The sequence below is a fragment of the Embleya sp. NPDC059213 genome, assembly GCF_042754445.1.
Classification (GTDB): Bacteria; Actinomycetota; Actinomycetes; order Streptomycetales; family Streptomycetaceae; genus Embleya.
Genome location: NZ_JBHZAV010000087.1, coordinates 1 through 14,651 on the forward strand (window position 1 = coordinate 1; position 14,651 = coordinate 14,651).

Annotated in this window: 11 protein-coding genes; 8 read left to right on the forward strand and 3 right to left on the reverse strand. The window is 71.4% G+C overall.

What is annotated here, in order from left to right; all coding sequences use genetic code 11:
* The first annotated feature begins 146 nt into the window (after window positions 1–146).
* The gene (locus tag ACFXMF_RS28055) at window positions 147–683 is read left to right on the forward strand and encodes a group III truncated hemoglobin (RefSeq protein WP_360306395.1); all 537 of its coding nucleotides are present in this window, start codon (window positions 147–149) and stop codon (window positions 681–683) included.
* Window positions 684–728: 45 nt separating this feature from the next.
* Here the strand turns inward: ACFXMF_RS28055 and ACFXMF_RS28060 are convergent, their stop codons facing one another.
* Entirely contained in the window at window positions 729–1,580 is an 852-nt protein-coding gene (locus ACFXMF_RS28060) for a PAC2 family protein (RefSeq protein ID WP_379992349.1), read from the reverse strand.
* A gap of 347 nt (window positions 1,581–1,927) precedes the next feature.
* On the opposite strand from ACFXMF_RS28060, the gene metH reads away from it, so the two are divergent.
* The 5 genes from metH to ACFXMF_RS28085 all read left to right on the forward strand — a co-directional run bounded on the left by metH (window position 1,928) and on the right by ACFXMF_RS28085 (window position 9,788).
* Complete coding sequence (metH, locus tag ACFXMF_RS28065; protein ID WP_360306392.1) at window positions 1,928–5,404, forward strand: methionine synthase; 3,477 nt, start codon at window positions 1,928–1,930, stop codon at window positions 5,402–5,404.
* Between the two features lie 73 nt (window positions 5,405–5,477).
* Window positions 5,478–6,326: a putative RNA methyltransferase gene (locus ACFXMF_RS28070; RefSeq protein WP_360306389.1), complete on the forward strand. Its 849-nt coding sequence runs from the start codon at window positions 5,478–5,480 to the stop codon at window positions 6,324–6,326.
* A 129-nt stretch (window positions 6,327–6,455) separates the two neighbouring features.
* Window positions 6,456–7,160 (forward strand): HAD family hydrolase, encoded by a 705-nt coding sequence (locus ACFXMF_RS28075; RefSeq protein WP_379992348.1) that lies wholly within the window; start codon window positions 6,456–6,458, stop codon window positions 7,158–7,160.
* A gap of 580 nt (window positions 7,161–7,740) precedes the next feature.
* Entirely contained in the window at window positions 7,741–9,114 is a 1,374-nt protein-coding gene (locus tag ACFXMF_RS28080; RefSeq protein WP_360306383.1) for a sensor histidine kinase, read from the forward strand.
* Window positions 9,111–9,788 (forward strand): response regulator transcription factor, encoded by a 678-nt coding sequence (locus tag ACFXMF_RS28085; RefSeq protein WP_020552051.1) that lies wholly within the window; start codon window positions 9,111–9,113, stop codon window positions 9,786–9,788. The genes ACFXMF_RS28080 and ACFXMF_RS28085 overlap by 4 nt, the downstream gene beginning before the upstream one ends.
* Before the next feature lie 37 nt (window positions 9,789–9,825).
* Here the strand turns inward: ACFXMF_RS28085 and ACFXMF_RS28090 are convergent, their stop codons facing one another.
* Window positions 9,826–10,773, reverse strand: a complete 948-nt coding sequence (locus ACFXMF_RS28090; protein WP_360306380.1) for a PD-(D/E)XK nuclease family protein — start codon at window positions 10,771–10,773, stop codon at window positions 9,826–9,828.
* A 137-nt stretch (window positions 10,774–10,910) separates the two neighbouring features.
* Between ACFXMF_RS28090 and ACFXMF_RS28095 the strand changes: the two genes are divergently transcribed.
* The gene (locus tag ACFXMF_RS28095) at window positions 10,911–12,350 is read left to right on the forward strand and encodes a cellulase family glycosylhydrolase (protein WP_379991898.1); all 1,440 of its coding nucleotides are present in this window, start codon (window positions 10,911–10,913) and stop codon (window positions 12,348–12,350) included.
* Between the two features lie 46 nt (window positions 12,351–12,396).
* On the opposite strand, the gene ACFXMF_RS28100 is transcribed toward ACFXMF_RS28095, so the two are convergent.
* Window positions 12,397–13,572 carry a site-2 protease family protein gene (locus tag ACFXMF_RS28100; RefSeq protein ID WP_360306374.1) on the reverse strand — a complete coding sequence of 392 codons (1,176 nt, stop codon included), beginning with the start codon at window positions 13,570–13,572 and terminating at the stop codon, window positions 12,397–12,399.
* Between the two features lie 95 nt (window positions 13,573–13,667).
* Between ACFXMF_RS28100 and ACFXMF_RS28105 the strand changes: the two genes are divergently transcribed.
* On the forward strand, window positions 13,668–14,576 hold the full coding sequence (locus ACFXMF_RS28105; protein ID WP_360306371.1) for a tRNA (adenine-N1)-methyltransferase: 909 nt from the start codon (window positions 13,668–13,670) through the stop codon (window positions 14,574–14,576).
* Window positions 14,577–14,651: the final 75 nt, after the last annotated feature.

Below are 14,651 nucleotides of genomic sequence, written 5' to 3' on the forward strand. Positions count from 1 at the left end.
TTAAACAAACCCACCCACGTCCCCGGCTGCCCGGCGGGGGGCCGGGCGGGTCCGCCCTGGGCGGGGGGGGGGGCGCCCCCCCCCCCCCCCCGCCCGGGCCGTTCGGCCCGGGTCGCCCCCGCCGCCCGCGCCGTAAGGTGGCCCACATGCACGGCGAACGGCGAGCACCGATGGACCTCATACCGCAGCCGACCCTCGACCCGGACGCGCCACCCGCGGGCATCGCGCCGCCCGCCGCCGGGCGCGCCGACATCACCACCCGCGCCGACCTGGACACCCTGCTCCGCCGCTTCTACGGCGCGGCCTTCGCCGACCCGGTCATCGGCGCCTACTTCACCGAGATCGCCGGCACCGACCTGGCCGCACACCTGCCCCGGATCACCGACTTCTGGGAACGCGCCCTGTTGCGCACCGCCGACTACCGCGGCGACGCGCTCGCCGTGCATCGCGTGCTGCACCGGGCCGAACCGCTGACCGCCCGACACTTCGGCCGCTGGGTCCAGCTCTGGCGGGCCAGTGTCGACGGCGGCTTCGCCGGACCGCGCGCGGAACGGGCCAAGGCCCAGGGCGAACGCATCGCCCTGGCCATGCTGCGCCGCCTCGCCGGCCCCGACGCCGCCGCCGAGCCGGGCCCCGGCGGCTTCATCCCGCTCTCCACACTGCAACTGCGCCGCCCGGCCTGAGCACCCGACGCCACGCCCCGAGGCGCCGGCGTCGCGTCGCGCCGATCACCCCTCGGGCTGATCACCCTTGCGCTTGAGATACCGCTCGAACTCGGCCGCGATCGCATCGCCGGACGCCTCGGGCAGGTCCTCGGTGTCGCGCGCGGCCTCCAGCGAGCGCACGTACTCGGCGACCTCGGTGTCCTCGGCCGCGAGCTGATCCACCCCCACCTGCCAGGCCCGCGCGTCCTCGGCCAATTCGCCCATCGGCACGGTCAGGTCCAGGAAGTCCTCCAGCTTGCGCAACAGCGCCAGCGTGGCCTTCGGCGAGGGCGGCTGCGCCACGTAGTGCGGCACCGACGCCCAAAACGTCAACGCCGGCATGCCCGCGTGCGCGCAGGCCTCCTGGAACACGCCCACGATGCCCGTGGGCCCCTCGTACCGGGACTGCTCCAGACCCACGTTCGCGGCCACCACCGGGTCCGACGTGGTGCCGTTGACCGGGACCGGCCGCGAGTGCGGCGCATCGCCCAGCATCGCGCCCAGCACGACCACCGTCTCCACGCCCAACTCGTGTGCGAAGCCCAAGAGTTCGTTGCAGAACGAACGCCAGCGCAGATTCGGCTCTATGCCGTGCACCAGCACCAGGTCGCGGCGCGGCTCGGCCAGCCGGACCACCGAGAGCCGAGTGGTCGGCCAGGTGATCCGCCGAGTGTCCCCATCCAGCCATATCGTCGGACGATTCACCTGAAAGTCGTAGTAGTCCTCGGCATCCAGGGCCGCGAACACCTCGCCCTTCCAGACCCGGTCGAGGTGCTCGATCGCGGCGGAAGCGGCATCGCCCGCGTCGTTCCACCCCTCGAATGCGGCCACCATGACCGGGTCGATCAGCTCGGGCAGGTCGTCGAGCTCGATCACCCAGTGCCTCCTTCCGGCCGGGGCCGGGATCCGTGCGCCGCGGGCACCCGTCCCCGGGGCCGCGAGAGCTGTACGGTCCCCACATTACGGGTTGAGACACCCTCGACCAGACCCGCCCGCGTCGACTTCGCCCACAGTGAAATCCGGGCGCCACCGGGCAACCGAACCGCAAACACGGCCCGAACGCGCCGGTGAACACACGTGAGCATCCGGTGACCAGTGGGCGACGTCACCCGCGCGCCACCGGGCCGTGCGCGCCGATCGCATTAAGCTGGCGCTCCGGCCCGACCCGTCTCGACGGACCCGGGCAAGCCGACAGCCGTCGCACCCATCGGAGACGCATTCCCATGACAGCCACCCCGCAGCAGCTTCGTGAAGCCCTCGCCACCCGCGTCGTCGTCGCCGATGGAGCGATGGGAACCATGCTCCAGGCCCAGGACCCGAGCATGGACGACTTCCAGGGCCACGAAGGCTGCAACGAGGTCCTCAACGTCACGCGTCCCGACATCGTGCGCAACGTGCACAAGGAATACTTCGACGTCGGCGTGGACTGCGTCGAGACCAACACCTTCGGCACCAACCTCGGCAACCTGGGCGAGTACGACATCCAGGACCGCATCTACGAGCTCGCCGAAGCCGGCGCCCGGATCGCCCGCGAAGTGGCCGACGGCTACTCCACCCCCGACCGCCCGCGCTGGGTGCTCGGCTCGATCGGCCCCGGCACCAAGCTGCCCAGCCTGGGCCACGTGCCCTTCGCCACGCTGCGCGACGCGTTCGAGATCAACGCGGCCGGCCTGATCGACGGCGGCGCGCACGCCCTGCTCATCGAGACCAGCCAGGACCTGCTCCAGACCAAAGCCTCGATCATCGGCTCGCAGCGGGCGCTGAAGAAGGCCGGCGTCGACCTGCCGATCTTCGCCCAGGTCACCGTCGAGACCACCGGCGCCATGCTGATGGGCTCCGAGATCGGCGCCGCGCTGACCGCCCTGGAACCGCTGGGCATCGACTTCATCGGGCTCAACTGCGCCACCGGCCCCGTCGAGATGAGCGAACACCTGCGCCACCTGGCCAAGCACGCCGGCATCGGAGTCACCGCGATGCCCAACGCCGGCCTGCCGATCCTGACCAAGGACGGCGCGCACTACCCGCTCACCCCCCAGGAACTGGCCGACGCGCACGACAGCTTCACCCGCGAATACGGCCTGGCCCTGGTCGGCGGCTGCTGCGGCACCACCCCCGCGCACCTCAAGGCCGTCGTCGAGCGCGTGCACGGCCGCGAACTCACCCCCCGCAACCCCCGGCACGAACCCGCCGCCGCGTCGCTGTACCAATCGGTGCCCTTCCGCCAGGACCTGTCCTACCTGTCCATCGGCGAGCGCACCAACGCCAACGGCTCCAAGGCGTTCCGCGAGGCCATGCTCGAAGGCCGCTACGACGACTGCCTCGACATCGCCCGCGACCAGACCCGCGACGGCGCCCACATGCTCGACCTCAACATCGACTACGTCGGTCGCGACGGCGTCGCCGACATGAAGGCCCTGGCCGGTCGCCTGGCCACCGCCTCCACCCTGCCGATCATGCTCGACTCCACCGAACCCGAGGTGCTCGAAGCCGGCCTGGAACTCCTCGGCGGGCGCGCCGTGGTCAACTCGGTCAACTACGAGGACGGCGACGGCCCCACCTCGCGCTTCCGCCGAATCATGCCGCTGGTCAAGGAACACGGCGCCGCCGTCGTCGCGCTGACCATCGACGAACAGGGCCAGGCCCGCACCGCCGAATGGAAGGTCCGAGTCGCCGAGCGGCTGATCACCGCCCTCACCGGCGAGTGGGGGATCAAGGTCTCCGACATCATCATCGACGCGCTCACCTTCCCGATCGGCACCGGCCAGGAGGAGACCCGGCGCGACGGCATCGAGACGATCGAGGCGATCCGCGAGATCAAGCGCCGCCACCCCGACGTACAGACCACCCTGGGCCTGTCCAACGTCTCCTTCGGCCTCAACCCGGCCGCACGCATCGTGCTCAACTCGGTCTTCCTCAACGAATGCATCGAAGCCGGCCTCGACTCGGCGATCGTGCACGCCAGCAAGATCCTGCCGATGGCGCGCATCCCCGAGGAGCAGCGCGAAGTCGCCCTCGACATGGTCTACGACCGGCGCCGCGAAGGCTACGACCCGCTCCAGCGCTTCCTGGAACTGTTCGAGGGCGTCGACGCCAAGTCGGTGCGCGCCACCCGCGCCCAGGAACTGGCCGCCCTCCCGCTCGACGAGCGACTGGAGCGCCGGATCATCGACGGCGAGCGGGCCGGCCTCGAAGAAGACCTGGACCAGGCCCTGCGCGAGCGCAGCGCACTGGTGATCATCAACGACACCCTCCTGGCCGGCATGAAGGTCGTCGGCGAACTCTTCGGCTCCGGCCAGATGCAGTTGCCCTTCGTCCTCCAGTCCGCCGAGGTGATGAAGTCCGCCGTCGCGCACCTGGAACCGCACATCGAAAAGGTCGAAGGCGAGGACGGCAAGGGCACCATCGTGCTGGCCACCGTCAAGGGCGACGTGCACGACATCGGCAAGAACCTGGTCGACATCATCCTGTCGAACAACGGCTACAACGTCGTCAACATCGGCATCAAGCAGCCCGTCTCGGCCATCCTGGAAGCCGCCGAGGAACACCGCGCCGACGTGATCGGCATGTCCGGCCTGCTGGTCAAGTCCACCGTGATCATGAAGGAAAACCTCCAGGAGCTGAACACCCGCGGCCTGGCCGCCGGCTACCCGGTCATCCTCGGCGGCGCCGCCCTGACCCGCGCCTACGTCGAAGAGGACCTCTACGACATCTACGCCGGCGAGGTCCGCTACGCCCGCGACGCCTTCGAGGGCCTGCGCCTGATGGACGCCCTGATGGGCGTCAAGCGCGGCGTGCCCGGCGCGGAACTGCCCGCGCTGCGCCGGCGCAAGGTGGCCGCCGCCAAGGTGATCGAGACCGAACCCGAGGACATGCCCACCCGCTCGGACGTGGCGACCGACAACCCGGTACCCACCCCGCCGTTCTGGGGCGACCGAGTGGTCAAGGGCATCCAGCTCAACGACTACGCGTCCTGGCTGGACGAGCGCGCCACCTTCATGGGCCAATGGGGCCTCAAGCCCACCCGCGGAGGCGACGGGCCCTCCTACGAGGAACTGGTCGAAACCGAGGGCCGGCCCCGGCTGCGCTACTGGCTCGACCGGATCGTCACCGACAACCTGCTCGACGCCGGCGTGGTCTACGGCTACTTCCCGTGCGTGTCCAAGGGCGACGACCTGATCGTGCTCGACGACGCCGGCAACGAGCGCACCCGCTTCACCTTCCCGCGCCAGCGCCGCGACCGGCACCTGTGCCTGGCCGACTTCTTCCGCCCGGAGGAATCCGGCGAGATCGACGTGGTCGGCTTCCAGATCGCCACCATGGGCCCGCGCCTGTCGGACGCCACCGCCAAGCTGTTCGCCGACAACGCCTACCGCGACTACCTCGAACTGCACGGCCTGTCGGTGCAACTCGCCGAGGCCCTGGCCGAATACTGGCACGCCCGGGTGCGCGCCGAACTCGGCTTCGCCGGCGAAGACCCCGGCGACCTGGACGGCATGCTCAAGCTGCACTACCGCGGCGCGCGCTTCTCGCTCGGCTACGGCGCCTGCCCCGACCTCGAGGACCGGGCCAAGATCACCGAGCTGCTGAAGCCGGAGCGAATCGGCGTCGAACTGTCCGAGGAGTTCCAGCTCCACCCGGAACAATCCACCGACGCGATCGTGCTGCACCACCCCGAGGCGAACTACTTCAACGCCCGCTGACCCACCACCCCATCCATACCGGCGACGGCCGGGCCCACCCGCCCCGGCCGCCCCGGCGGCACGAACGAGGCACATGCTCGGCGACGTCGTGGAAACCCTCGCCTGTCCGCACTGCGGCGCGGACCTCGCGCAGGCCGACGCCGGCCTGCGCTGCGCCGCCGGACACACCTTCGACATCGCCCGACAGGGCTACGTCAACCTGCTCACCGGAGCGGGCTCGGTGGGCACCGCCGACACCGCCGCCATGGTCGCCGCCCGCGTCGACTTCCTCGGCGCCGGCCACTACGACCCGATCGGCGACGCACTGGGCACCGCCTGCGCCGACGCGGTGCCCGGAACCCTCGTCGACGTCGGCGCCGGCACCGGACACCACCTCGCCCGCGTGCTCGACACCCAGCCCCAGCGGTACGGGCTGGCCCTGGACATCTCCAAATACGCGCTGCGCCGAGCCGCCCGCGCCCACCCGCGACTGGGCGCAGCGGTGTGCGACGCGTGGCGTCCGCTGCCGGTGCGCACCGGCGCCGCGGCCCGGGTGCTCAACGTGTTCGCCCCCCGCAACCCGCCCGAGCTGCACCGCATCCTGGCCGCCGACGGCGCCCTGGTGGTGGTCGCACCCACCGCGGGACACCTGGCCCAACTGGTGCCCGCGCTCGACCTGCTCCAGGTCGACCCGGACAAGCAGGAGCGCATCGACGCCAAACTCGCGCCGTGGTTCACCGTGCGCCGGCGCGAGCGGGTCACCTTCACCATGGCGCTCGACCACACCGCGATCGCCGGCGTGGTGGCGATGGGCCCCAGCGCCTGGCACACCGACCCCACCCGACTACGATCCGCGATCGCCGAGCTGGCCGACCCACTCGCCGTGACCGCTTCGGTCATCGTTTCCGTATACGACCCCGTTCGGCGGTTGCCCCAAGCCTGACGGAGCCGCACAATCGAGGACCCACCGGAGCCGACCGGTGGATGCAACCTCCTGGAGAACCCGCGTGAGGAGATTCACCAACTTCATCCACACCACGATTTCCCGTACCGGGGGAGAGGCGGCCACACGATGACGGCAGCGCTCACGACCACGCCCGGGATCCGCCCGGGCCACGGCCTCGAGGCGGTCCTGTTCGACATGGACGGCACCCTCGTCGACACCGAACGCAACTGGTTCGCCACCGAGACCGCCGTGATGGCCGACCTCGGCTTCACCCTCACCGCGCAACACGCCGAGCACCTGCTCGGCAGCCCGATGGAGCCCGCCGTCGCCTACCTGCTCGCGGTCTCCGGCCTCGACGTCGCGCCCGCCGAGCTCGAACGCCGGATCAACGCCGGCATGGTCGCCGCGCTGCGCGACGGCGTGGACCTGCGCCCCGGCGCCAAGCGGCTGCTCGCCGAGGTCGACGAGGCCGGCGTGCCCGGCGCGCTGGTCACCGCCTCGCAACGGGTCATCGTGGACGCGGTGCTGCCCTCGATCGGCGCCCACCACTTCCGCTTCACCCTGGCCGGCGACGAGATCGCCCGCACCAAGCCGCACCCCGACCCGTACCTGACCGCGGCCCGCCGGCTCGGCGCGCACCCGTGGGCCTGCGTGGTCGTCGAGGACTCACCCACCGGCATCGCCTCCGGCGAGGCGGCCGGCTGCGCGGTCCTGGCGGTGCCCAGCATGACGCCGATCCCGCCCGCGCCGACGCGCACCGTCGTGGAATCCCTCGAAGAGGTCGACCTCGACTTCCTGGGCGAACTGGCCCGGGCCCGCGTCGCCCGCTGAGCCCGAACGGCCGGCCGCCGCGCCCGTCGAGCGCGGCGGGCCACCCGCCGCCGGGGGCACAAACGGGTGGGAGCGGACGGGCCCGAAGGCCCGCCCGCTCCCACATCCCCGTGTTTCCCCCGTACTGCGTTCCCCCGGTACTACATTTCCCCGTGCAACTGCGTTTCCCCGTGTACTGCCATTCCCCCGTGCCGGAGCCCCCGTGCTCCGACCCGTACTGCTTCCCCGTCGGTTCTGCTCGACCTCCCGGCGGCGGTTTCCCCCGTCCCCGTGACCGCCGAGAGGTCGGCCGTGCTCCGTCCGGACCCAAGGGCCCGAACCCCCGTACTACCCCCGTAGTACAGCCCCGAGGTTCCCGTTCCCGGGTTCCCCGTGTGTTGTCCAGTGTTGGCGATCGGGAAGACCAGGGCTTCAGGGAAGTCCCTCGCGTTCTCCGCATCCCCTTGCCCATCCCGCCAGACCGTTGAGTACGGACCGCGACTCCCTCCGGAGGAGGAGATCGGCCCACCGCTCCTCCCAGGGGACGAGACCGGGCCCCCAGGGGGTCAAAAGCCCCGGCCAGGGGCCCTACCGTAAGGGTGTGCGCGCCGTGACCCCCGACCCGGACACCCCCGCCGGGACCCCAGCCCGACCCGGACCCAGCGATGGCCTGCCCGGGCTCGCCCGAGCACGCGCCTGCCTCGCCGACATCGCCCACGAACTCGACCGCGACGCCCGCCAGCCGTGGCCGCGCCCCGGCGTGCTCGACGTGGCCCTGGTGGTGCTGCTGTCGGTGTTCGCCGTGGGCGGCCTGTACTTCCGCGACCTGGGCATGCGCAACGTCCGCGACCCGGACATCTGGGGCATCCTGCTCGCGTTGCTCACCGCCGTCCCACTGCTGTGGCGCGGGGCCCACTCGCTGCGGGTGCTGATCTGGGTCAGCGTCGCCGGGCTGATCCTGGCCGGCGCGCACTACGAGTCCGCCGGGGCCGGACTGGGGCAGATCGTCGCGCTGTACGCGGTCGCCATCGGCCGCTCCCGAGTGCCCGCCGCGGCGGCGCTCGCCTTCACCGAGAGCGCCACCATCGTGTGGCTGGCGCTGCGCGACAGCAACATCGTCTTCCTCGACGTGGTCGCCAACATGGCCGCGATGTTCGCGGTCTGGGCCTTCGCCCGCAGCGTCGGATTCCGGCGCGCCTACACCGCCGAGCTGGAGGCCCGGGCCGACCGCCTGGAGCGCACCCGCGAAGCGGACACCCGCGCGGCGATCGCCGAGGAACGCGGTCGCATCGCCCGCGAACTGCACGACGTGGTCGCGCACCACGTCTCGGTGATGACCGTGCAGGCGTCCGCCGCGCAGCGCATGGTCGCGCGCAACCCGGACCGGGCGAAGGAGGCGATGGCGGCGGTCGAACAGACCGGCCGGGGCGCCCTGGTCGAGATGCGCCGCCTGGTGGGCATCCTGCGCGACACCACCGACGCCGTCGGCGGCCCCAACGAGGGCCACAACGCACCCCAGCCGGGCCTGGACCAACTCGACACGCTGGTCACCCAGGTCCGCGAGGCCGGGCTCCCGGTCGAGCTGTCCCTCGAAGGCGCCCCCTGCGAGCTCCCACCGGGCATCGACCTGGCGGCCTACCGGATCGTCCAGGAAGCCCTCACGAACACGCTCAAGCACGCCGGCCCCGCCGAGGCCAGGGTGCTGCTGCGCTACAGCCGCAGCGAACTGCTGGTGCGCGTCGCCGACGACGGCCGAGGCGGCACCACCGTACCCACCGGCGACCGCACCGGACACGGCCTGCTCGGCATGCGTGAGAGGGTCTCCCTCTACGGTGGACGCCTGTACGCGGGACCGCGGGCCCAGGACGGCTTCGAGGTCCTCGCGCGCATCCCCCTGTCCGCCACGAACACCACCGACACCGCCGCGCCGCCGGACGGTGCCGCCCCCGACCGACTGGAGCAGACCCGCCCATGACGATCCGCGTCATCCTGGTCGACGATCAGCCACTGCTGCGCACCGGCTTCCGGATGATCCTGGAGGCCGAGCCCGACATCGCCGTCGTCGGCGAGGCCGCCGACGGCGAACAGGCCGTCGAACAGGTCCGCGCCCTGCAGCCCGACGTCGTGCTGATGGACATCCGCATGCCCCGCATGGACGGCGTCGAGGCCACCCGGCGGATCGCCGGCTCCGGTCGGGACGGGGAGAACACCGCCCGAGTGCTCGTGCTCACCACGTTCGACCTGGACGAATACGTGGTCGAGGCGCTGCGCGCGGGCGCGAGCGGCTTCCTGCTCAAGGACGTGCCCGCCGACGACCTGGTCACCGCGATCCGGGTGATCGCCGAGGGCGAGGCGCTGCTCGCGCCGAGCATCACCCGGCGACTCCTGGACATGTACGCCGCGCGGCTGCCCTCCGCCGAGGACCCCACCCCCGACACGCTCGCGATGCTCACCGAACGCGAGGTGGAGGTACTGCGGCTGGTCGCGCGCGGGATGTCCAACGCCGAGATCGCCGCCGAGCTCTACGTCAGCGAGACCACGGTCAAGACCCACGTCGGCCACGTGTTGACCAAACTCGGCCTGCGCGACCGGGTCCAGGCCGCCGTCTACGCCTACGAGAGCGGCCTGGTGCGCCCCGGCGCGATCTAGACCCACCCGATCTCCACCAGGATCCGCCGGGCGGGGTCTAGCCGAAGGCGGGAGCCTCCTCGGACGGGCCCCGGGCCGGCACCACCGGCAGCGGATACACCGGGGGTGTGCCACCGAACTCGGGGCACACCTCCCGGTGATCGCACCACCCGCACAACTTGGACTTGCGCGGCAGCCACTCGCCGGTCCGGGTGGCCAGGTCGATCGCCTCCCACAGCGCCCGCAACTTGCGCTCCACCGCGATCAGTTCGCTCTCGTCCGGGTCGTAGGTGATCACGTCGCCGCTGCCCAGATACACGAGCTGCAACCGACGCGGCACCCGCCCGTGCTCGCGCCACAACACCAGCGCGTAGAACTTCATCTGGAACAGCGGCTTGTCCCGGAACATCGGCGACGGCGCCTTGCCCGTCTTGTAGTCCACCACCCGCAGATCGCCCGCCGGCGCCACGTCCAGCCGGTCCACGATCCCGCGCAGCACCAGGCCGTCGTCCAGCGTCGTCTGCACGTAGAGCTCGCGCCGAGCCGGCTCCAGGCGGTTGGGATCCTCCAGCGTGAAGTAGCGCTCGACCAACTCGTCCGCATGCCGCAACCAGGTGCCCAGGCTCGCGGCGTCCTCGCCGAACAACTCGGCCAACTCCGGCCGTTCGGCCAACAACTCGTCCCACGCCGGCCGCACCATGGCCACCGCCCGGGCTGCGGTGCGCTCCCCGCTCGGCAGGTCGAACAGGCGCTCCAGGACGGTGTGCACCACCGTGCCGCGAGTCGCCGCCGCACTCGGCTTCTCCGGCAGCTTGTCGATCACCCGCAGCCGATACAGCAACGGACACTGCATGAAGTCCGCGGCCCGCGACGGCGACAAGGACACCGGCGGCCGCGGGGTCCGCTCGCCGGCCGGAGCGGGCACCACGACGCTCGCGGACTCGGCGGCCGGCTCGGCCGCGGGGGATTCCTCGGCAGGGGTGGTTTCGGAGGGGCTGACGCTCATGCCGACCACCCTAAGCGCGCGCGGCGACACCCTGTGCACCCCAGCGGCCGCAGCCCCTGTCAATCGTCGCTACCGCTCAGTAGAGTCCCGGCACCCGCGAGTCCCAGGCACCCCATCCGCACCTCGACGGAGGTCCCATGCGCGTCCTCACCCGCCCCCGTACGCACGCCGCCGCCGCGCTCGCGGCCGGCCTGCTCCTGGCGAGCCTGCCCGCCCCCGCGTACGCGCACGGCGACCGGCACGGCCGCACGCCGGACAAGGTCACCGTCGGCGATCGCACCTTCATCGCCGACGAGCACGGTCGGGCGACCCAGTGGCGCGGCTTCAACATCGGCGACAAGGAGCACCGCGGCGCGGACGCGTTCAAGGACGTCACCGAGACCCAGTTCCGCGAACTGTCCGAACGCGGCTTCAACCTGGCCCGGGTGCTCTTCTTCTGGGACGACCTGGAGCCGCGCCCCGGCCGGTACAGCCGCGACTACCTGGCCCGGATCCACAAGATCCTGGGCTGGGCCGACAAGTACCGCGTCAAGGTCGTCCTGGACGCCCACCAGGACATCTACGGGCCGTACTTCAACGACCACCGCGGCAACCCGGAATGGACCACCCAGGACGAGGGCCTGCCCTACGAACCGGTGCCCGGCGACTGGTTCGCCGAGTACTACACCCCGGGCGTGCAGGCCGCGTTCGACCACCTGTACGGGGATCGCGACCTCCGGCGCGCGCACGCCGAGATGTGGATCAAGGTCGCCGCGACCTTCGGCCGACACCCCGCCGTGCTCGGCTACGACCTGATGAACGAACCGATGGGCCGCTTCCGCGACGGCGAGGACATCCCCACCGCCGCCGCCCGGCTCGAATCCACCCAGATCACCGACATGTGGAACCGGCTCGCCGACGCGATCCGCCTGGTCGACCGCCGCAACTGGATCCTGGTCGAACCCACCCCCGTGGTCGGCCTCGGCCTGCCCACCGCGCTCGGCCCGATCACCGACGACAAGGTCGCCTACGCCCCGCACTTCTACGAGAGCGCGATGGAGACCGGCGCCGACTACGACCCCGACGGCGGCTTCATCGAGAACTACGAGGCCGCGATCGGCGCCTACCCCAAGGCGAACAAGCTCCCGGTGATCGTGGGGGAGTGGGGCCCGCCGGACCAGTCGCTGCCCAACATCCCGCTGTTCTACCGACGAATGACCGCGGCCATGGACCGGTTCGCGAGCGGCTGGGCCGGCTGGCAATGGTGCAACGGCGGCGGCTACTGCACCCTGGACGCCGACGGCCGGATGAAGCCCAACAACAAGCTGCTCGTGCAGCCCTACGCCCGCGCCGTGGCCGGCGACCCGGAGAGCTACCGCTACGACCCGGACACCCGCACCTACACGCTGACCTTCGGCACCCGCCGAGGCGCCGACGGCCCCACCGAGATCGCCCTCCCCAAGGACGTCTACGCCAAGCCCCCGACCATCCGCATCACCGGTCCCGGCCGCACCCACACCGAGACCCGCGACAACACGGCCCGAATCACCACAACCGGCAGCGGCCGCTACACCATCACCATCACCCCGGCACCCTGACCCACCCACCCGGCCCGGCCGGCGCGTGCCGCCGAAAGCCCCGCCCTCAACCCCGCATCATGGCCAAAAACGCATGCTCGACATCCGTCCGGGACAACACCCCGTACACCTCGCCGTCCGACTCCACCACCAGGTACTCACTCGCCGGCGCCGCCCGCATCGCCACCAGCAGATCCTCCCCGGCCAGATCCGCGCCCACCTTCATCCCCGGCACCAGATCCCGCGCCAACGGCCCCACCGCCACCCACGGTCGTCGATGCTCCGGCGTCGCCAACACCGCGGCCTCACGCACCAGCCCGGTCGGTTCGCCGCCCCCGTCCACCACCACCAACCCGCGCGCACCCTCTTCGTGCGCCCGCCGCAGCGCCTCCGACAACGGCACATCCGCCGCCACCGGAATCGCCCGCCGGGTCAACACCCGCACCCGCAACTGCGGCAACCGCTCCCGGAGCCGCTCCGCGCGCAGCGACTGCACCGCACCCGCCCACATGAATCCGGCCACCAACGCACCGAAGATCAACGTGTACGTCCGCGCCCCGGCGTCCGCGCCCAACGACCACACCGCCGCCGCGACCAACACCACCACGGCCAGCACCCGTCCGGCCCAGGACGCCGCGATTGTGCCCGCCAACGGCCGACCGCTGACCCGCCACACCACCGCCCGCAACATCCGGCCACCGTCCAACGGCAGCCCCGGCAGCAGATTGAACGCCGCCACCAGCAGATTGGACACCGCCAACAACGCGATCATCCGCCCCGCCAACGTGTCCACGTCCAAGGCCAGGCCGATCACCCAGAACCCGCCACCGAGGACGAGCGACAACGCCGGACCCGCCGCCGACACCAGGAACTCGTGCCGAGCCGTCTCCGGCTTGTCGATCTCGGACACCCCGCCCAGAAACTGGATGGTGATCCGCCGCACCGGCAGGCCCAGCCGCAACGCCGTCACCGCGTGCGCCAACTCGTGCACCAGCACCGACACGTACAACAACACCGCGAAGCCGAACGACAACACGAAGCGCCACGGACCCAGATTCGGGAACAGACTCTCGAAGGTCGGCGCGAACAACACCGTGATCACCGCGGCGATCACGAACCAGGTCGGCGCGACGTAAACCGGCACCCCGAAGGGGCGCCCCATGAGCAGGCCACGCCTCGGCTCCCGGCGCGGGGCGTCGTCCTGCCGCATCCTGCGTCCCTGCGGCCTGCTCGAATCAGTCACGTCCAAGATGCTATGCAACCGAGTCCGGGTTTGACCCCCACGGGGCCCGCACCCACGCGTCGGAGCGTCGCCCACGACCGACTAGGCTGACCCCCATGTCCGAACCGACCGGTGCCGCGCGCAGGCGCGGACCCTTCCAGGTCGGGGACCAGGTTCAGCTGACCGATCCCAAGGGCCGCCACCACACCTTCACGCTCGAAGCGGGCAAGGCGTTCCACACCCACAAGGGCTCGTTTCAACACGACGCGCTGATCGGCGCTCCCGAAGGGACCGTCGTACGGTCCACCGGGAACACCGACTACCTCGCGCTGCGACCTCTGCTCCCCGACTTCGTCCTGTCCATGCCCCGCGGTGCCGCGGTGATCTACCCGAAGGACGCCGGCCAGATCCTCGCGATGGCCGACATCTTCGCCGGCGCCCGCGTCGTCGAGGCCGGCGTCGGCTCCGGCGCGCTGAGCACCTTCCTGCTCCGCGCCATCGGCGACACCGGGCAGCTCGCCTCCTACGAACGTCGACAGGATTTCGCGGACATCGCCCGCAAGAACGTCGAGCGCTACTTCGGCGCGCCCCACCCCGCGTGGAAGCTCACCGTCGGCGACCTCCAGGACAACCTCGTGGAGACCGGGGTCGACCGGGTGATCCTCGACATGCTCGCGCCCTGGGAATGCCTGGACGCGGTCTACAAGGCACTCGCCCCCGGCGGTCTGGTGTGCTGCTACGTGGCCACCACCACGCAGCTCTCGCGCACCGTGGAGACCATGCGCGTGATGAACTGCTTCACCGAACCGCAGCCGTTCGAGTCGATGGTCCGCTCCTGGCACGTCGAAGGACTCGCGGTCCGCCCCGACCACCGGATGATCGGTCACACCGGCTTCCTGGTCACCGCCCGACGCCTCGCCGACGGGGTCGAGCCGCCGCTGCGCCGGCGCCGCCCGTCCAAGGGCTCCTACGGCGACGACTACGCCGGCCCCGGCGCGGAATCCGGTGCCCCGCTCGAACCCTGACCCATCGTCAGGCAATGGTTGAGACAAGGCGGGCCGGGACTCTATACCAGGGCCCGGCCCGCCGCATAGGGTCGT